This window comes from Clostridium sp. LBM24168 (genome assembly GCF_052953915.1).
In genome coordinates, this window is record NZ_CP196861.1 from 1,074,043 (window position 1) to 1,094,537 (window position 20,495).

At 32.1% G+C, this 20,495-nt stretch carries 20 protein-coding genes and 1 other annotated feature (1 of these 21 running past the window's edge); of the genes, 18 read left to right on the forward strand and 2 right to left on the reverse strand.

From position 1 onward, the window contains the following. Window positions 1-94: a binding site (T-box leader), on the reverse strand; it reaches 158 nt to the left of the window's first position. 129 nt (window positions 95-223) lie between these two features. Then, window positions 224-715, forward strand: coding sequence for a peptide-methionine (S)-S-oxide reductase MsrA (msrA, locus tag ACSVC9_RS05320; RefSeq protein ID WP_446899306.1), 492 nt, complete (start codon window positions 224-226; stop codon window positions 713-715). Here the strand turns inward: msrA and ACSVC9_RS05325 are convergent. Then, window positions 710-1,030, reverse strand: coding sequence for an MGMT family protein (locus tag ACSVC9_RS05325; RefSeq protein WP_446899307.1), 321 nt, complete (start codon window positions 1,028-1,030; stop codon window positions 710-712). The genes msrA and ACSVC9_RS05325 overlap by 6 nt on opposite strands. Before the next feature lie 135 nt (window positions 1,031-1,165). Between ACSVC9_RS05325 and ACSVC9_RS05330 the strand changes: the two genes are divergently transcribed. From ACSVC9_RS05330 to ACSVC9_RS05340, 3 genes are all read left to right on the forward strand, one after another. Continuing rightward, on the forward strand, window positions 1,166-2,359 hold the full coding sequence (locus tag ACSVC9_RS05330; protein WP_446899308.1) for a DUF362 domain-containing protein: 1,194 nt from the start codon (window positions 1,166-1,168) through the stop codon (window positions 2,357-2,359). A 70-nt stretch (window positions 2,360-2,429) separates the two neighbouring features. Then, a complete protein-coding gene (locus ACSVC9_RS05335; RefSeq protein WP_446899309.1) occupies window positions 2,430-3,149 on the forward strand; it encodes an EcsC family protein in 720 nt (239 codons plus the stop codon). A 255-nt stretch (window positions 3,150-3,404) separates the two neighbouring features. Then, entirely contained in the window at window positions 3,405-5,717 is a 2,313-nt protein-coding gene (locus ACSVC9_RS05340) for an AAA family ATPase (protein ID WP_446899310.1), read from the forward strand. Window positions 5,718-5,765: 48 nt separating this feature from the next. On the opposite strand, the gene ychF is transcribed toward ACSVC9_RS05340, so the two are convergent. Continuing rightward, on the reverse strand, window positions 5,766-6,866 hold the full coding sequence (gene ychF / locus ACSVC9_RS05345; RefSeq protein WP_446899311.1) for a redox-regulated ATPase YchF: 1,101 nt from the start codon (window positions 6,864-6,866) through the stop codon (window positions 5,766-5,768). A gap of 236 nt (window positions 6,867-7,102) precedes the next feature. Here ychF and mraZ point away from each other — a divergent pair, with 236 nt between their 5' ends. The 14 genes from mraZ (at window position 7,103) to ACSVC9_RS05415 (ending at window position 20,479) form a co-directional block, all read left to right on the forward strand. Beyond that, window positions 7,103-7,531, forward strand: a complete 429-nt coding sequence (mraZ, locus tag ACSVC9_RS05350) for a division/cell wall cluster transcriptional repressor MraZ (RefSeq protein ID WP_446899312.1) — start codon at window positions 7,103-7,105, stop codon at window positions 7,529-7,531. A gap of 27 nt (window positions 7,532-7,558) precedes the next feature. Beyond that, on the forward strand, window positions 7,559-8,488 hold the full coding sequence (rsmH, locus tag ACSVC9_RS05355; RefSeq protein WP_446899313.1) for a 16S rRNA (cytosine(1402)-N(4))-methyltransferase RsmH: 930 nt from the start codon (window positions 7,559-7,561) through the stop codon (window positions 8,486-8,488). Between the two features lie 18 nt (window positions 8,489-8,506). Further along, the gene (locus tag ACSVC9_RS05360; RefSeq protein WP_446899314.1) at window positions 8,507-8,992 is read left to right on the forward strand and encodes a hypothetical protein; all 486 of its coding nucleotides are present in this window, start codon (window positions 8,507-8,509) and stop codon (window positions 8,990-8,992) included. Window positions 8,993-8,998: 6 nt separating this feature from the next. Beyond that, window positions 8,999-11,191 carry a stage V sporulation protein D gene (locus tag ACSVC9_RS05365; RefSeq protein WP_446899315.1) on the forward strand — a complete coding sequence of 731 codons (2,193 nt, stop codon included), beginning with the start codon at window positions 8,999-9,001 and terminating at the stop codon, window positions 11,189-11,191. Window positions 11,192-11,314: 123 nt separating this feature from the next. Continuing rightward, window positions 11,315-12,760, forward strand: a complete 1,446-nt coding sequence (locus tag ACSVC9_RS05370) for a UDP-N-acetylmuramoyl-L-alanyl-D-glutamate--2,6-diaminopimelate ligase (protein WP_446899316.1) — start codon at window positions 11,315-11,317, stop codon at window positions 12,758-12,760. A 25-nt stretch (window positions 12,761-12,785) separates the two neighbouring features. Next, on the forward strand, window positions 12,786-14,183 hold the full coding sequence (locus tag ACSVC9_RS05375; protein ID WP_446899317.1) for a UDP-N-acetylmuramoyl-tripeptide--D-alanyl-D-alanine ligase: 1,398 nt from the start codon (window positions 12,786-12,788) through the stop codon (window positions 14,181-14,183). Between the two features lie 31 nt (window positions 14,184-14,214). After that, window positions 14,215-15,168 (forward strand): phospho-N-acetylmuramoyl-pentapeptide-transferase, encoded by a 954-nt coding sequence (gene mraY / locus ACSVC9_RS05380; RefSeq protein ID WP_446899318.1) that lies wholly within the window; start codon window positions 14,215-14,217, stop codon window positions 15,166-15,168. Between the two features lie 73 nt (window positions 15,169-15,241). Beyond that, the gene (gene spoVE / locus ACSVC9_RS05385; protein ID WP_446899319.1) at window positions 15,242-16,360 is read left to right on the forward strand and encodes a stage V sporulation protein E; all 1,119 of its coding nucleotides are present in this window, start codon (window positions 15,242-15,244) and stop codon (window positions 16,358-16,360) included. 203 nt (window positions 16,361-16,563) lie between these two features. Further along, a complete protein-coding gene (locus ACSVC9_RS05390; RefSeq protein ID WP_446899320.1) occupies window positions 16,564-17,349 on the forward strand; it encodes a cell division protein FtsQ/DivIB in 786 nt (261 codons plus the stop codon). 1 nt (window position 17,350) lies between these two features. Next, complete coding sequence (locus ACSVC9_RS05395) at window positions 17,351-18,082, forward strand: DUF881 domain-containing protein (RefSeq protein ID WP_446899321.1); 732 nt, start codon at window positions 17,351-17,353, stop codon at window positions 18,080-18,082. 21 nt (window positions 18,083-18,103) lie between these two features. Continuing rightward, a complete protein-coding gene (locus tag ACSVC9_RS05400) occupies window positions 18,104-18,448 on the forward strand; it encodes a small basic family protein (protein ID WP_446899322.1) in 345 nt (114 codons plus the stop codon). 10 nt (window positions 18,449-18,458) lie between these two features. Continuing rightward, entirely contained in the window at window positions 18,459-19,190 is a 732-nt protein-coding gene (locus tag ACSVC9_RS05405) for a DUF881 domain-containing protein (RefSeq protein ID WP_446899323.1), read from the forward strand. A gap of 134 nt (window positions 19,191-19,324) precedes the next feature. After that, entirely contained in the window at window positions 19,325-19,990 is a 666-nt protein-coding gene (locus ACSVC9_RS05410; protein ID WP_446899324.1) for a YggS family pyridoxal phosphate-dependent enzyme, read from the forward strand. 30 nt (window positions 19,991-20,020) lie between these two features. After that, a complete protein-coding gene (locus ACSVC9_RS05415; protein WP_446899325.1) occupies window positions 20,021-20,479 on the forward strand; it encodes a cell division protein SepF in 459 nt (152 codons plus the stop codon). The last annotated feature ends 16 nt before the right edge of the window (window positions 20,480-20,495 follow it).

Genomic DNA, 20,495 nt, shown 5'->3' on the forward strand with positions numbered 1-20,495 from the left:
ACTACCTTCATTACATCAATCATGAGAAGTTTTCACCTGCGTTCTCTCTCTTTGTTTCAAGTATGTAATTACTCTTTCACATCAATGTATTTACTATATTATATCATATGATATTGGAATTACAATATTTTTATATCATAGTTTTCTATTAGTATTGGAATTATATTTTATTTTGATAAAATGGATACTATAGTAATAATATAGGTAGTAAGGAGAGTGAACCATGAAGAGTATTGTATTTGCAGGAGGATGTTTCTGGGGAGTCCAGGCATACTTTAACAGTAAAAAAGGAGTTTTAAATACAAAGGTAGGTTATGCAAATGGAAATGTGAAAAACCCCGGTTATGAAGAAGTTTGCAGCGGGAATACGGGATTTGTTGAAGCCTGCTTTTTGGAATATGATTCTAGAATCATAGAACTTGAAAAACTGCTTGAGGTATACTGGAAGATAATAGATCCAACGCTTTTAGATAGGCAGGGAAACGACATAGGGAATCAATATAGAACTGGAATTTATTATATAGATAAAAGTGATGTCAATATTATAGAAAAATTCATAAAAACCCAGCAGAAAAATTATAGTAAGAAAATTGTAACGGAAGTTCTTTCACTTGAAAATTTTCATGATGCCGAGGAATATCATCAGAAATATCTTGAGAAAAATCCAGGAGGCTACTGTCATATACCAAAAGAGCTGATAAACAGACACCTATAGAAAAGTACCGTCCCATAAACATTTTTTCATATCTATTTTACCATCACTTTTAAATATAATACCTTCTGATTTCAAGGTATATCTTTGAATATCAGAGTTCCCAAAAACATGGTCCGGTGACAGTTCGCCGGACTTTTTTACGACCCTGTGGCAGGGAAGATGAAGATTTTCAGGAGCTTTTGACATAGCCCAGCCAACCACTCTTGCATTTCTTGGTTCCCCAAGCATCATTGCTATTTGACCATAGGTGGCAACTTTTCCTTCAGGTATTTTTGAAACTATTTTGTAAACGCGTGAAAAAATTTTTTTTGGCAAATAAATCAGCTCCTATTTTTTAATCCCAATAATCATATTATAACTTTGAATTACATGAAAAGATGACTTTTTTGTTGATAATGATATAATTATTACACTAAATAATAAAAAAATGATTTGACATGGAGTGATAGAATGGAAAGCTGTAATTCTAAAAAAAGCAGGGTGGTATTGCTTGAATGTATGAAATATGATGAAGACAAAGTATACAGTGCCATAAAAAATGGAATGGAGCTTTTGGGAGGAATAGAGAGCTTTATAGAAAAGGATGAGAAAATTCTTTTAAAACCTAATCTTTTGAAAAAAGCAGTGCCCGATCAGGCTATAACTACTCATCCTGTCGTATTTAATGCCGTGGCAAAAATTTTAAGAGAAGAGGGATACGGTAGAATATATTATGGAGATTCACCTGGAAATGGTAACCCTGTAAAAATATCCGATTATGCAGGAATTTCCAAAGTAGCAGAGAAATTTGGAATTAAAGGAGCTGATTTCAGCCAGGGCAAAAAGGTCGATTTTACAGAGGGAAAAGTTGCAAAAGAATTTATAATAAGTAATGGAGTTTTGGATTCTGACTGCATTATAAATATATGCAAAATGAAAACCCATGCTCTAGAACGCATTACAGGTGCTGTGAAGAATATATTTGGATGCATATATGGTTTCAATAAAGGATTAAGCCATGCCAAATATCAAAATGCAGATCGGTTTGCAAAAATGCTTTGTGATCTAAATAAAATGTTGAAATCACGACTTCATATCATGGATGGAATTGTCGCCATGGAGGGAAATGGGCCTTCATCTGGAACTCCTATAAAGATGAATCTTATTTTAATGTCCCGGGATCCTGTTGCCCTTGACAGTGTTTTTTGCAGACTTATCAATCTTGATCCGGCCTCAGTACCCACTAATATAAATGGAGAAAAATGGGGGCTTGGAAATTGGAAGGATGATTGTATAGAAATTTTAACTCCCCAAGGAGAAAAATCAATGGATGAAATTGTAGAAGAATATGGTAGAAAAGATTTTGATGTTTATAGAGGTGACATTAAAAAAGCAGGTTTTCATAGGATAGAGTGGCTTATAGAGCTTATAAGGCAGAGACCATATGTAGTTGAGAAAAAATGTATCCGCTGTGGTATATGTGTAAAAAGTTGTCCCATTGAAGGAAAAGCCATTAGCTTGGATAAGTTGAGTGGAAGAACCCCAGAATACAATTATGATAAATGTATTCGATGTTACTGTTGCCAGGAAATGTGTCCTGAAAAGGCAATTGAAATAAAAACCCCATTATTAAGAAAAATTTTGGATAAGATAGCCAGCTTGTAATATTGTCACTATTGATGCAGGTGTCATTGAAATTTGTTTTTAAAAGAGAAATTAATAAGGAGGTATCATATTGGGCCCATATGAAGACAAAGCATTTGAAGAGTTACTGGGCTGGCAAGAGAAAGTGAAAAAGAAGCCTGGTCTAACAAATGACTTTGCAAAAACTATTCAGAATAAAATGAACAGTATAATTCCAGAAAAGGTAAATATTATTATTGCTGATTCTATAAAAAACATGGTGAAAGCAGTTATATATGGTAGTGGATATAAAGCAAAAGCTCCTCTTTATAAGATAAATCTGAAAACTAGAGAAGATCTTGTTAGGGAAAAAATAGAATTTTACAAAAAGACCGCTGCTTTAAGTGGTGCTGGAACAGGTGGAGCAGGAATTTTGGTGGGATTGGCCGATTTCCCAATACTTTTGGGGTTGAAGATGAAATTTCTCTTTGATACAGCGGGTGTTTACGGTTTCAACATGAAAAACTACAAAGAGCGTCTGTATATGTTGTATATATTTCAAATAGCCTTCTCAAGTGACAAGAGAAGAATTGAGGTTTATGATGTTATATCTGATTGGGATAATTACGCCAAATCACTTCCAGAGGATAAAGATGGCTTTGATTGGAAAACTTTTCAGCAGGAGTATAGAGATTATATTGATATTGCAAAGATGCTGCAGCTGGTTCCCGGAATTGGAGCGGTAGTTGGTGCATATGCAAACTATAGGCTCATGGATAAGCTTGGTTATACGGCAATGAATTCTTATAGGCTTAGAATTTTTAAATACTAGATTTAATTCATATTAAAAATTTTCCTAATATTTATTCATAACAAAACAAAAGTATAATGAGTATATTGAGTTAGAAAGCTGCTTCAATTATATAGATTGAAGCAGCTTTTTATTAGTTTTATTATCTTTGAGAAATTTATTTTTATGTGCCAAACTCTTGATTTTTGTTCCTAAATATATATGTTAGGAATATTAATATACTATGATAAAGTTAAATATGGAAAACTGAGGACATGTAATTGGGGAGGTCTGAAAATGAAGAGAGAATTGAAGCCTGAAGAAGTTATATATGATTTTAATATAAAGAATGTAGATTTAGAAAGCAGAATTGATGACAATATACAGTACAATGATGTATACAGGAAAATAAAAGAGGCATTTGAAATAGATAGGGAAGGGTATAATTTATATATTGTGGATGACTTTTCCAAAGATAAACTTGAAAATGTCAGGGATTTCATATATAAGAACATTGAAGGAAAAGAAGTACATGATATATGCTATGTAATCTGTGATGACATAAAAAGCCCAAGAGCGTTGTTTTTAAAATCAGGATATGGTAAAAAGCTTGAATATATGGTAAAAGAAATAAAAACGCTTTATTTTAAAATTACATTTGAATTTTACAATGGTGCTAATGAAGAAAAGGAATTTATTATAGAGTCAATTAACAGTAATAAGAATAATCTGATAGGAGAATTGCTAAATGAAGCAAAAAAGAATAATTTCACCTTGAAGCCTACGGAGGATGGTTTTATATTTATTCCCATCAAGGAGAATGGAAATGTCATGAATGAAGAAGAATATAATCTTCTAAGTTTGAATGAAAAACAGAATATAATAAATAAAGTCGGAACTTTAAAAAATAATTCACAGGAAATACTGGATAAATTAAAAGATATGGAAACGACTGAAATTGAAAAAATAAAATTAATTATGGACAATTACTATAATAATAAAACTTCTGATATTAAAAAAGAATATTTAGAAATGTTTCAGGGAAATGAAGCTGCATTGAAATTTTTAAACAATATGTGCAGTAGTATAGAAAAAAATATAAGGGAAATATATTCTATAAACTATGAAGATGATGAAAAAGAAATAAAAAAAATAATATTTAAATATTCAGTAAATGTGTTGGTGGACAATGATGGCAGAGAAAAACCTCCTGTAATATATGAAGAGGATCCAAGTATTATAAACCTTATTGGGAATATTGAATATGAAAATAAAGATGGAAATTATGTAACAGATGTAAGTCTCATAAAACCTGGCTCACTTCTTAAAGCTAATGGAGGCTGTCTTATACTTAGAATGAGCAGTCTTCTAAATAATCAGAATTCATATTATTATTTAAAAAAATCACTTTTAAGTGGGCAAGTGAAATTGAATTATAAGAAAGGATATCTTGAAATATTGTCCTTGAACGGTTTAAATCCGGAACCTATCGATCTTGATGAAAAAGTAATACTTGTAGGAGATTATAATACCTACGATCTTTTATATTCCTATGATTCTGATTTTAAAAAAATATTTAAAATAAAGGCTGAATATAAGTTACTTTTAGATATAAATGACGATGTCAAAAAATCATTTTTGAAAAAGATAATACATCTATGTAGAAATAAAAATTTCAAACCTGTTACTGATGAAGGACTTAGAGAGATTGCCAAGTTTTTATCGAGGAAAGCTGAGAATAGGAATAAGTTATTTGTAGATGACTATGATCTTGAAAAGATGCTTGTGCTTGCAGATAACAGTTCAAGAGAGGGCGGTCGGGATTATATAGAAGTTAAGGATATAGAAAATGCAGCTTATTCAAGGGAGTTCTTAGAGCAGCAGATAAGTGAAGGATACAGGCAAAATCAAATATTTATAGATATAAATGATAAAAAGATAGGTCAGGTAAATGCACTTTCCATTTTGAATACTGGTTATTTTACTTTTGGAAAGCCTATAAAACTCACCTGTTCCTGTGTTAGCGGAAATGGTGACATATTTGATGTTCAGAGGGAAAGCAATCTATCCGGGAAAATACACAATAAAGCCATAAATACAATAAAAGGATATATAAATAATTTAATTGGAGGCTACAGCAAACTTCCAGTAAATTTTCATATCAGTTTTGAGCAGCTCTATGGAAGTATTGATGGAGACAGTGCATCTGTAGCCGAGGTGATATCCATTATTTCTTCTATTTCTAGAATTGGAATAAGGCAAAATATAGCAGTTACAGGTTCAATTAATCAGTTTGGAGAGGTGCAACCTGTAGGAGGGGTAAATGAAAAAATAGAGGGATTTTTTAATATATGCAGTATAGTCGGTAATACAAAAGGGAAAGGTGTACTTATTCCCGAATCGAATATTATTAGTCTGGCGCTTAAAAATGAAGTGGAAGAGGAAATAAATAGAGGAAATTTTCATATATATTCTATGAGAACAGTGAAAGATGCTGTGGAAATTCTAATGGGAGAGGATAATTTGGAATATGAGGATATTATAGATTTAATTAATAAAGAATGTAAAAAGTATTATGGAAAGCAAGAAAAAAAAAGTAGGCACAGCTAGATATAAAGGCAATAGAAATTAATTTCTATTGCCTTTATTATATAATGATTATACATTGAATCTGAAATTTACTACGTCTCCGTCTTCCATTAGATAATCTTTTCCTTCAAGTCTGAAATATCCCTTTTCCTTTGCAGCAGTTTCTGAACCGGATTCTATGAGTTTATCATAGGATATGACTTCAGCTCGTATAAATCCTTTTTCTATATCCGAATGTATTTTACCTGCTGCCTGTGGGGCCTTTGTACCCTTTTTTATTGTCCATGCTCTTACTTCCTTTTCGCCGGCAGTTAAAAAGCTTATAAGTCCAAGAAGTTTATAGCTTGCACTTATTAATTTGTCCAATCCAGCTTCATTTAATCCATATTCTTTTAGCATTTCAGATTTTTCATCCTTCTCGAGAGAAGAAAGTTCTTCTTCGATTTTTGCAGATATGATTATGACCTCTGCTTTTTCATCTTTAGCATATTCTTTTACCTTTTTTACAAATTCATTGTTCTGATTTTGTGAGAGCAGGTCATCTTCTGAAATATTTGCTACATATAGCACTGGCTTGGTTGTAAGAAGAAAATATCCTCTTACCTTGATAGCTTCATTTTCTGTAAGTTCAAGGGTTCTAACCGGTTTTCCGTCTTCAAGATGTTTTTTTATCTTAAGCATTAATTCATATTCTGTTTTTGCATTTTTATCTGCGCCGCTCTTTGCCAATTTTACTATTTTTTCTATTCTTCTGTCCATTACTTCAATATCAGAGAATATGAGTTCTAAATTTATAGTTTCGATATCACGAATTGGATCTATTGACCCATCTACATGTACTATATTTTCATCTTCAAAACACCTTACAACATGTACAATGGCCTCAACCTCTCTTATATGTGATAAAAATTTATTTCCAAGACCTTCTCCCTTGCTGGCACCTTTTACGAGACCAGCAATATCATAAAATTCTATGGCAGTATAAACTTTTTTTTGTGATTTATACATCTTTTCAAGAGTATCCAGTCTACTGTCAGGTACACTTACTACTCCTACATTTGGCTCTATAGTGCAAAAAGGATAATTAGCAGATTCAGCACCTGCCTGTGTTATTGCGTTGAATAAAGTACTTTTGCCTACATTTGGTAAGCCTACGATTCCAAGTTTCATCTATGTACATTCCTTTCATAAAAATTCATTTTAAATTATACTCTACAAAATACATCATTTCAATAAAATAGACTCAATGTAAGCAAGTATCTTTAGATATATAAAATTTAATGAATTTAAAATAAATATTAAAATTTTATAAAAAAGCAGGATTTTTTATATGAACATAGAATAAATTAAAATAGTGGTTTAAAGTGGTAATAAGTGGAGTAAAAATATATGAAAAGGGTGTAATTATGTTTATAGGTGAATATGAACATTGTCTAGACAATAAAAATAGAATAATTATACCCTCGAAGTTTAGACAGAATCTTGGAAATGACTTTATAATAACAAAGGGTTTGGATAAATGTCTCTATGCATATACTAAGGGCCAATGGAAAATATTAGAAGACAAATTGGAAAAGCTTCCGCTTACCAATAAAAGTGCAAGAGCCTTTGTAAGATTTTTCTTTTCAGGGGCAAATGAACTCAATATGGACAAACAAGGAAGGGTTCTCATACCGCAGTCGCTTCTGGAATATGCGTCTATAAATAAAGAGGTAGTAAGTATTGGAGTATCAAATAGAATTGAAATATGGAGTAAAATTAATTGGATTGAGTATAATAATTCTAATATAGATTTTGATGACATAGCTGAACAGATGAGTAATCTTGGAATATAAATTAATCCAAATTGGAGGATACATTTTATGAAATTTAGACACGTACCCGTACTTTTGAAAGAAGCAATAGATGGACTTGACATAAAAAGTGGAGGAATATATGTAGACTGTACTTTAGGTGGAGGCGGACATTCAAGTGAGATATTAAAAAGGATAGGGAAGAATGGAAAACTTATTGGAATCGATCAGGATATGGAAGCAATAAAAGTTTCAAGAGAAAAACTCAAGGAATATAATAATGTAACTTATGTTCATGATAATTTTTATAATATAGATAATATACTTAGAGAGCTAAATATTGAAAACGTAGATGGAGTGCTAATGGATCTAGGAGTTTCTTCCTATCAGCTTGATAATGCAGAAAGGGGTTTCAGTTATATGAAGGATGCACCTCTTGATATGAGGATGAACTCAGATAAAAGTTTAACTGCATACGATGTTGTGAATAACTACGATTTAGATGATATAGCAAGGGTAATAAAAGATTATGGAGAAGACAGATTTTCAAGGAGAATTGCCAGGTTCATAGTTGAATCTAGAAAAAAATCTCCTGTAGAGACTACTTTTCAGTTGGTAAATATAATAAAAAATGCTGTACCAATGAAGTTCCAGAAAGATGGACATCCAGCAAAAAGAACTTTTCAAGCTATAAGGATAGAAGTAAACAGTGAACTTAAAATACTGGATACTGCAGTGGAAAACAGTGTGAAAAGACTTAAAATTGGGGGAAGGATAGCGGTTATAACTTTTCATTCTCTTGAAGATAGAAAGATAAAAGTTAAATTCAGAGAACTTGAAAACCCTTGTACGTGCCCACCTGATTTTCCTGTGTGTGTATGTGGAAAAATTCCTATTTTAAAAGTTATTAATAAAAAACCTATACAGCCTGGTAGTGATGAATTGTCAAGGAATAGTAGAAGTAAAAGTGCCAAGCTCAGAATAGCAGAAAGAATTTAGTTCTAAAGTTTAGGTGGGGTGAATAAATTGATATTGATGAACGAAAATAAGATGATAAATGGAAACAATGCAATAAATCCTGAATATGAGTCTCATGAATCTGTTGTTCAAAGAAAAAAAACTAAAACCAAAAATAAAAAGAGAAGTACCAGTAACAAGTTGAAGGTAATGCGAAATATTGCCATAATTTTTGCGGTAGGAATTGTACTTATTGCACGATATTCAATTATATACAATATGCAAAAAGAATTGAGTTTTGCGCAAAGTAGAGTAAATGAACTGAATAGGGAAAATGAAAATCTTAAAGTGGATTTAGTAAAGTACAATAATCTTCAGTACATAGAGGACAATGCAGTAAAAAAACTTCATATGGGAGAACCGGAAAAAAGTATCGCAGTATATGCAGATTTGGATAAACCTATTGTAAAAGAGAAAGCATCTGATAAAAGCAATAAAAAATTCAGCAGTATTTTGAATATAATCAAGCAATTTAAATGGAGGTAGAAATAGTTGTCTATAAATAAATATAGAGATAAAGTTATAACTAGAAAGAGAATGGTAATTATATTTGGTTTTCTTTTTATAACTTTTTTTTTACTGATTGGCAGAATGTTCTACATAATGGTATATAAATCACCTAAATTTAAAGCTATGGCTGTAGCACAGTGGACAAGTGATGTTAAGATTGATGCTAAAAGAGGAAGGATTTTAGATAGAAACGGAAATGAATTAGCTGTAAGTGCCAATGTATATAGAGTTGATCTGGATATGAATGCTTTGAGGGATACAATGAAAGATAAGAAATTATCTAAGGATCAGGTTGCATCAATGTTATCTTCAGCGCTTTCCATGGAAAAAAGTGATATTTTAAAGACTTTGGATAAAAGACTTCCTGGAGGACTTCCTCTTGCATCTGCTACTTTGAAGAGAAGAATAGAAAAAGAAGAAGCTGATAAAATAAGAAATTTGAATTTGAATGGAGTTCTTGTATCTGCAGATACAAAGAGGTATTATCCAAATAACAATTTTCTTGCTCATGTACTTGGACATACAAATTCAGATGGAGTAGGACTTACGGGCATAGAATTGTATTATAACAAGGAGCTTTCAGGGACACCGGGCCGTAGAATAGCTGAAACAGACAGCAAGAGCAAGGACCTGCCATATACTATATCGGAATTTACAAAGCCTATAGACGGAAAGGATGTAGAGCTTACAATAGATAGTATGATACAGCACTTTTCAGAAAAGGCAGCAGAGCAGGCATTAAAGGACAACAAGGCAAAGGCTGTAAGTATAGTTGTTATGAATCCTAACAATGGTGAAGTACTCGCCATGGTAAACAAGCCGGATTATAATCCAAATGATCCCTGGGTAAATGGGAAAAGTTATGATGAACTTCAGAAGAGCTGGAGAAACAGAGCTGTAAGTGATACTTTTGAACCTGGATCCATATTCAAGGTGGTTACGGCGGATACAGCACTTGAAACAAATTCTGTGGACGTAAATAATGATACCTTTGTCTGTGATGGAAGTATAACTATAGGAAACAGGACGATACACTGCTGGAAATCTACTGGACATGGAACACAGAAGTTCCCTGACATATTGAAAAATTCATGTAATGTGGGATTTGCACAGCTTGGAAAGATGATAGGGAAGGATAAGCTTAACAATTACATACAAAAATTTGGATTTGGTCAGAAAACTGGAATAGATCTACCTGGAGAAGCAAAGGGAATCGTCAAAAAGACCAAGGATATAAGTGATATAGATTTGGCTACAATATCATTTGGACAGGCAAATACCGTTACCATGATACAGTATCTGAGAGCTTTTAATACCGTTGCAAATGGGGGGTATTTGATTACTCCACATTTGATGAGGCAAATAGGACATTATAACGAAGACAAAAATCAAGAAGTAGTTGATAAAAAATATGATCTATCGGACAAAAATAAGCAAAAAATTATAGATTCTGACAAGGCTGCCCAGCTTAGGGGGTATTTAGAGAATGTAGTTTCAGAGGGCGGAGGTAAAAATGCCTTCATAGACGGATATCATATAGCAGGAAAGACTGGAACCGCGCAGAAAGCTGGAGTGGGTGGATACCAGTCGGGAAAGTATATTGCCTCCTTTGCAGGAATGGCACCGGCCCAAAATCCTGAGATTACTTTGCTAGTATCCATAGATGAGCCGGATCCTTCTAATTACTATGCAGCACAGACGGCAGCACCTGCGGCAAAACAACTATTCCTTGATATATTCAATTATCTTGCAATGAAAAGTGATGCAAGTTCTGAGGAAATTGCAAAGAGCATGCTTAAAAACATCATTGTCCCAGACGTTAGGGGAATGAAAGTTACAGATGCAGAGAGTACGTTAAAGAAGATGAATCTTGTTCCAGAGTCTGACAATAATGGTGAATATATAGTTGACATGAATCCTAAGCCTGGATATACGATTAAAGAGGGCAGTAAAGTATTATTATATACATCTCAAAGTCAAGATTATAAGAAGGTAGTTATAGTACCGAATGTAGAGGGAATGAGTCCGGATAATGTAGTAAGTGTATTCAATAGCCTGGGACTCAAAGCACAGTTTGACGGGAGTGGAATGGCTGACGAGCAAAGCATAAAACCAGGTGAAGAAGTTCAAAAGGGTACTGTTATAAATATTCATACTGAAATACTTGGAGATTGAATTCTGGCATGTAGTATCACCATAGAGTGTACTACATGCCAGTACTTTAAATATATTTTGATTTATACAAATATATGTGTATAATAATTATGGTCAGCAATGAGAATTTAAGGAGTGATCAGCATGAAATTAAAAAATATACTTGCTAATATAGATTACAAGATAATCAGAGGTAGTGAAGATATAGAAATAGAAGAAATTCAGTACGATTCTAGAAAGGTAAAAAAGGGAGATCTTTTTATATGTATTGAAGGATATAAAACGGATGGACATAAGTATGCAAAAAATGCCTGCCAAAATGGTGCAGCAGCCATAGTATGCAGCAAGAGTATAGAAAAATTTCTAGATTGTACAGTTATTTTAGTAGAAGACTGCAGAAAGACAATGGCTGCTGCAGCTTCGAATTATTATGGTAATCCAGCTGGGAAAATGAAAATAATAGGAGTAACCGGTACAAATGGAAAAACTACTTCCACATTCATGATAAAATCAATTTTGGAGGAAGCCGGATATAAAGTAGGATTGATTGGGACTATTGCAAATTATATAGGAAATAAAAAGCTTCATTCAGATAGGACTACACCTGAATCACTGGAGCTTCAAAAGCTATTTAGGGATATGGTTGATTTAGAAGTAGATTATTGTGTTATGGAGACATCGTCTCATTCGCTATACTTGAACAGGGTTTATGGAGTTAAATTTTCTCAAGCTATATTTACTAATCTTACACAGGACCATCTTGATTTTCATAAGACCTTTGAAAATTATTATGAAGCAAAGTTGATCTTGTTTAGGAATACATGGAATTCAATAATAAACATAGATGACAAATATGGAAAGAGAGTATATGAGGATGTCTCTGGAAATAAACTTACTTATGGAGTTGACAACTGTGCAGATATAAGGGCAAGAAGTCTAGATATACATTCAAGGGGTGCTGGCTTTGATGTAACATATAAAGGTGAAAAAAAGCATATAAATTTAAACATACCAGGGAAATACAATGTGATGAATGCTCTTGGAAGTATAGGTGCATGTGTAAGTGAGGGAATAGACATGGATACTGTGAAATCTGGGCTTGAAAAGATGCTTTCGGTACCAGGTAGATGTGAAATAGTAACGCATGGTTATAATCTTGGTTATGAAGTTATAGTTGATTATGCACATACTCCCGATGGACTTGAAAATATATTGAGAACTGCAAGAGAATTTACAAGAGGAAGGCTCATAGCTGTGTACGGATGTGGAGGTGACAGGGATAATACCAAAAGACCTATAATGGGTGAGATAGGTACGAGATTATCGGATTTTTCAATAATTACTTCGGACAATCCAAGAACTGAAGATCCAATGCATATAATAAATGAAATTGTAGATGGAATTAAAAAGGATAATTATGTTGTTATTGAAAACAGAAAAGAGGCCATAAAAGAGGCCATAAACATGGCAGAAAAGGATGACGTAATAGTAATAGCAGGAAAAGGACATGAAGATTATCAGATCTTAAAAGACAGGACAATACATTTTGATGAAAGAGAAATAGTTAAGGAAATCATTAGTCATAAATAACATATGAAGAGAGGATGTGCATATCTTGGAATATATGAGCTTTGATGATATTGTTAAAGCGGTAAATGGAAAGGTTATATTGAAGGGAAAATATAGTAGCTTTAATAAAGTGAATTCAGATACAAGAAAAATAGAAAAAAATGATATATTTATTGCTTTAAAAGGAGAAAATTTTAATGGAAATGATTATATAAAACAGGCAAGTGAAAAAGGCGCATCTATATGTATTATAGATGAGGTGAAATATGAGGAAAGTGAAATAGAGGAAAATACAAGTATAGTAAAGGTAAAAAATACAAGACGTGCTCTTCTTGATCTGGCAGAATTCTATAGAAGTCTTCTTGATGTGAAGATTATAGGTATTACAGGATCTGTAGGAAAAACTTCCACGAAGGATCTTGTTGCCGCTGTACTTAGTTCTAGATTCAAAGTTTTCAAGACAGAGGGAAATTTTAATAATGAAATAGGACTTCCACATATGATATTCAAACTGGATAATAATTATGATATTGCAGTCCTTGAGATGGGAATGAATAGCAGGGGAGAAATTCATAATATGGTAAAGGCTGCAAGACCTGATATTGCGCTTATAACTAATATTGGTACTGCGCATATCGGGAAGCTGAAGTCCAGGGAGAATATATTAAAAGCTAAAATGGAGATAACAGATTTTTTTTCAGAAGGAAATATTTTAATAATAAATATTGATAATGATATGTTGTCTAAAGTAAAGAGCAAAACATTTGACATAAAGACTGTTTCTATGAAAGAGAGAGCCAACATATCAGCTTTTAATATAAAACTTATGGAAAATTCTGTGGAATTTTATGTAAGAGAAAATAATAGAATAACAGAAGAGAAGATATGCGCAGCAGTTCCAGGAAAACACAGCGTGATGAATGCATTATTTGCAGTTCTAACAGGTAGGATCTTCAATATGAGTTATGACGAGATAAGATATGGATTAAAAAAGCTTGAAACTACGAAAATGAGGTTGGAAACTATAAGAGGAAGCAAATTTACTATAATAAATGATTGCTACAATGCCAATCCTGATTCAATGATAGCGGCAATAGATGTACTTATGAATTATAAAGGAAGCAGAAAGATTGCAGTACTTGGAACAATGGGTGAACTTGGTGATGATTCAAATGAACTTCATAAAAAGGTGGGGGAATATGCAGCGAAGAGCAATGTGGATTTATTGATTGCAGTTGGAGAGTACAGTAGTGATTACAGGGAAGGATTTAAAAAGTTTAAATCCTCTAAATGTGAAGTAATGGAAATTAAAGATTATGAATATGTAGTAAGTCTGCTTAATGACAAATATATAGAAAAAGATGATGTAGTACTTATAAAAGCTTCACGCTCTATGAAATTTGAGAAAATAGTAGATCAATTAGAAAAAAAGATCAATAATTAGGAGGTGACACTGCTCTTTATGGAGCGCATATATGTATATATTAATTTATTCAGTATTAATGGCGTTTTTTATGGCAATTTTGGGAGGTGCCATTTTAATTCCAATATTACATAAACTTAAATTTGGTCAAAGTGAAAGAGAAGAAGGTCCAAAAAGCCATCAAAAAAAAGCGGGTACACCAACTATGGGAGGTATAATATTTATAGTAGCATCTTTTATTACGATGTGTGTAATAGTCAGAAGACCTACAGATGAAGCTATGATTGCCTTGTATGCTTTTGTGGCATTTGGAATAATAGGAGCACTGGATGATGGACTTAAAATAGCAAAAAGGAAAAATTTAGGACTTAAAGCATATCAAAAAATGCTTCTGCTTCTTGTAGTTGGCTGTATTTTCGCCTATTATTCAGCAAACAATCCATATATAGGTACGGAAATAATAATTCCATTTACTCATAGAAGTATAGATTTCGGCATGTTTTATATACCGTTTATAGTTATATTTTTTGCGGCAACTACTAATGCCGTAAATTTAACGGATGGGCTTGATGGTCTTGATTCATCCGTTACAATTTTAGTAATGACATTTTTTTCACTTGTAAGTTTTGCCATGGGACATACTACACTTGCTATTTTTTGTGCAATTACAGCCGGCTCCCTTCTTGGTTTCTTAAAATATAATGCTTTTCCTGCCCAGGTATTTATGGGTGATACAGGTTCTTTGGCATTGGGAGGTGCAATTGCTGCTGTAGCAATGATACTAAAATTACCATTATTGGTTATAATAGTTGGTGGAATATATGTTGTAGAAGCATTATCTGTCATACTTCAAGTTGCAAGTTTTAAACTTACAGGAAAGAGAATATTCAAGATGAGTCCTATACATCATCATTTTGAACTTTCAGGTTGGCATGAAACGAAAGTGGTTTCCATGTTCTGTATAATTACAGTTATACTCTGCCTTATAGGATTTTTATCACTTTAAAATTATCTATTTGGTTAAGTAGTTCTGTGCTTTATCCATGCCGGCTTAGTAATTGGGTAGGAGGATTATATGTATGTACAAATTGAATGAGAAAATGGGGTCTATAGATTTCATACTATTTTCAACTATAATGCTACTTATAGCCATTGGAGTTGTTATGGTGTACAGTGCCAGTTCCTACATGGCTTTCTTTGATAAAAATATACAGGACAGCATGTATTATCTAAAAAGGCAGGGATTATGGGCTATATTGGGAACAGTTCTGATGTTTGCGGCAATAAAATTTGATTATCACAGGATAAGGAAATATACAAAAATACTTATGATAGTTACAGTCTTGCTGCTACTGGTTGTGTTTGCTTTTACAGCTACAAAGGGTGCGCAGAGATGGATAAGGTTTGGTTCAGTAGGACTTCAGCCATCGGAAATAGCTAAATATATAGTTGTACTTTATATGGCAAAAAGTATAGAAATTAAGGGTGGAAGGAAAATAGGAAGCTTTCTTTATGGTGTATTGCCCTATCTCATTGTATCAGGTTTTTATGCAGGTCTTGTGCTTGCAGAAAAGAATTTAAGTATAGCGGCTGTAATTATGATAGTTACGCTTATAGTGCTATATTCTTCTGGGGCTAAGATTAAGCATATGGCAGGTGTCGTGCTGGTTGTTATAATTGGTGGAATTGCAGGTATAATTCTGGAACCATATAGAATGGCAAGATTTACAAGTTTTTTAGATCCCTGGGCAGATCCGAAAGGCAAGGGATACCAGCTTATCCAATCTTTGTTGGCTATGGGATCAGGGGGAATATGGGGAGTAGGACTTGGAAAGTCAAGACAAAAATGTTATTATATACCAGAACCCCACACTGATTTCATATTTTCTATAATAGGCGAAGAACTTGGCCTCATAGGGTGTCTTATAATAATTACTCTGTTTATAATTCTCATATGGAGAGGAATTGTAACTGCCATAAAAGCCAGGGATACTTATGGTACAATACTGGCTACAGGAATAACTTCTGTAATAGCAGTTCAAGCTATAATCAATATTGCAGTTGTCACAGGTTCTATGCCGGTAACAGGAGTTCCACTTCCATTTATAAGCTATGGAGGTTCATCCTTACTTTTTAATATGCTTGCCATGGGAATACTCTTGAATATATCACGGCAGAATGAAAATTACCATACCTAGGATTTAAATGTAAAATTGAATAAAAATTATAGTTATTGTAAAATATAGCAGCACTGATAAATCAATCAGTGCTGCTATTTTATAACAAAATTAATAAAAAATATATAAAAAATTGAATGATAATTTTAATGAAATTAATTTTATTAAGTGTTAATATATATGTTGTAAGTTAGATTACTATAAGTTGGTGTAAAGGTGTAAATATGAGTGATGAGCTGGTTAAGACTGATAATGAATTTATAATAAAGAGAAGAAGAAAGAGGAAAATAAGGAATAGTTGTTTGTTGCTTTTATTTCTTCTAGCAGTATTGTTTATATTGTCCATAAAACTTCCATATTTTAATATTAGAAATATCAAAGTATATGGCAACAAAAATATACAGGAAAGTGATATCATAAAACTCTCTAGGATATACAGGGGAAATAACATATTCTATATAAATTTAAATGCTGCTGAAAAAAGTATAATGAGTAATCCATACATAGATAGTGTAACAATAAAGAGAAAACTACCTTCTGATATAGATATAAATGTAACAGAGAGAAATGCCGTGTTTTTTATAGGTTCAAATGGAGCGTTCTATATAATAGATAAAAATGGAATACTTCTTCAAAAAAAAGATGATATATCCGATATGAGACTTGTTAAATTAACTGGATTAAATGTTGGAAATACCAGAATTGGGGATATGATAAAAAGTAATAACAATAGAAAAGTTGATGGAATTAAAAACATTGGAGAATTAATTGAAGGAAACAAAACGTCATTCGGAATTATACAGATAGATGTTTCTGATTCTTTGAATATAAAAGCTTATATAAATAATATGTGCATAAAACTTGGGAGTGCCGATGATATGAAAGAAAAACTAAATAAAGCTTTAAATATAATAGAACAGGAAAAGCTAGATAATGCAAAAGGTTATGTTGATGTTAGATTTAACGGAAATCCCGTATTTTTTATTGATGGTAAGCAGGAGGATAAATAGCATGCGTAGATTTAGTTCAGGTATAAGTGTTTTTATTGTATGTTGCATATTGGGATTTATGCTTGCTTATCAGTCTAAGGTTCTTATGAATCAGGACAATACTTTAAATCTTACTGAAAATAGTAACAGTACTGATATTACAGTTGAAATAGAAAGGTATAAAACTCAGAAGCAAAAATTGGAGAAGAAGGTAGACGACCTGCAGGACAAGGTAAAAAAATATGAAGATGCTGCAGCAAGTACAAGTACTTCTACAAAGAATCTCCTTGATGAACTTGAAAATACTAGAATATTGACAGGAGAAACGGATGTAAAAGGGCCAGGTATAGTTATATACATTACACCCAATAATAGTATGTTTGGGAATAACTTAAATGACAGTATTTCAGATAAAATAACAGATAAACATCTAGCCTATTTAATAAATGAACTAAGATTTGCAGGAGCTGAGGCGATGTCTATAAATGATATAAGAATTGTGTCAAATACAGGCATAAGAACGGCAGGAAATTATATATTGATAAATAATGATGAAAAGATATCTCCATCGAGCAGAATAGTAATTGAGGCCATAGGAGATCAGAACCTCCTATACAGTGATATGAGCTTTCCAGAGGTATTTGCTGATTTTAAAAATCTAGCAGATATAAAATTTGAAAAGAAAAGCAACATAAGTATAAAAAAGTACAATAAAACATACAAATTTCAATATGCTAAGCCAGTGAAAGATTAATTTGGGGAGTGAATATGTAATATGATAGGGTTTATAGGTCTTATATTGGGAATAATAGTTGGCGTGGTTTGGAATGTAAATATTCCAGATAAATTTTCACCATATATGTCAGTGGCCATCCTTGCTTGTTTAGATTCAGTGTTTGGAGCTATAAGGGCAAGTTTATCAAAAAATTTTCAGGCAGATATATTCATATCAGGATTTTTTGGAAATGCTGTTCTTGCAGCTGCTTTGGCATATTTAGGAGATAAGTTGGGTGTACCAATATATTTGGCAGCAGTTATAGTTTTTGGAGGAAGAATATTTGACAATTTTGCCATAATACGACGTTTATTGCTGGAAAGAGTAAGGTCGCGAAAACAGTGAGGTGAAGTGAATGAAAAACAATGAAGCCAATATATTTGTATTTATGGCATCACTTATAATTGGAATTCTTATATCCATGAATATTTCAATTACCAAAAATAATTCAAAAGATAATAAAATGGTGTTTTTGAGCTCGGAACAGTATCAGGATGCCTATAATTATAGAAATAAGTTGCGTAATGATATATCGGGATATATGGAACAATATAATGAATACTCCGATAAACTTGAAAAATATGAAAACAATGATAAAAATCGAATAGAAGTAAAGAAAAATATAGATGAAGAATTAAAACAGAATAGGATAATACTTGGTAAAACTGCTGTAGAAGGACAGGGAATACAAATAAACATAGAAGATGGATCTACCAATGATTCCATGGATGCCTTTGAATACCAGATGAGAATTGTTCATAATACTGATATAATAGAAGTAATAAATGATCTGAATAATGCAGGAGCTGAGGCTATATCAATAAATGGACATAGAATAATAGACAGATCTGAAATCTATTGCAGTGGACCTTTTTTAAGAGTAAATGGAGTTAAGATAGCAGCTCCATTTTTAATTTATGCTATAGGCAATAAAAGTGTGCTTCACAATTATATGATGGCAAATGAAAATTACTTAAAAATAATGATGGCAAGAAAAATATTTGTAAATTTAAAAGAACTGGATAATTTAAAAATACCTGCATATAATGGAGATTATGATATTAAATTTATGAAAGAAGATAAATAGATATTATATTTGTTTATTTTTTATTGTATTTAACTAAAAAAATAATTAAAAAATGAAGGATTTTTAACTTTAATGAAGAATAATATAATAAAGAATTTCTGTAATTGGCTTTTATAATGAAGGAGACGAGAGTATTGTCAATAGAAGAAAATTTGAATGAAATTATTAAGGACCTAAGAGACAATGTAACTTTATTGGCTGTTTCTAAAACTAAGCATATAGAAGATATAAAGAAAGTTTATGATTTTGGAATCAGAGATTTTGGAGAGAATAAAGTTCAAGAATTAATTAAAAAAGAACCTGAACTTCCAGGAGATATAAGATGGCATTTGATAGGACATCTTCAGAGAAACAAAGTAAAATACATAGTAGGAAAGGTTTACTTAATCCATTCATTAGATAGTGTAAAACTTCTTAAGGAAATAGAGAAACATTATAAGGCTATAGATTTAATAGCAAATACTCTTATTCAGATAAATATAGGTGAAGAAGAAAGCAAAACAGGTATATATGTTAAGGATTTGGAGAATTTGATAGAGACTTGTGAAAAGTGCAAAAATGTTAAAGTTAAAGGAATTATGTCGGTAATTCCAAAGGGAAATGAGGAGAGTTGTAGATATTATTTTAAAAAAGTACATACTATTTTCAATGACCTGAAAAAGAGAAGTTTCAGGAACATAAATATGGATGTATTGTCTATGGGTATGACTCATGATTATAAGATAGCTATTGAAGAAGGCTCTAATTTAATCAGAATTGGTGAAGGAATATTTGGTAAAAGGAATTATTCTAAAAAATAATTTATAATTAAACATAGGAGGAATTTTATTATGGCCGGTAAGATGTTAAATAAAATGATGAGTTTTTTAGGACTTGAGGATGATTTAGAGGAAGAAATTGAAGAAACAGAAATGCAGGACAACAAAAAAGTTGTAAATGAATTTACGGAGGTGGATCCTATAATAAATTCAAAAAAGCAAAATAAAGTAGTCAGTATACATACAACTATTTCAGCTAAGATAAAAATAGTTAAGCCTACTACTTATGAGGAGGCTGCAGATATTTGTGATGAGTTAAAAAACAGAAAAATTGTAGTTATAAATACTACAGGACTTGAAAATAGAATAGCTCAAAGATTACTTGATTTTATGGGTGGTTCAAGCTATTCACTGGGAGGAAGTCTTGAAGAGATAGAAAAAGGTGTCTATATACTTTCACCATCATGTGTTGAAGTAAGTAATGATTTAAAAAATGAGCTTTCAGGAAAAGGGTTGTTTAACTGGAAATAAAACATATTGGAGGAAA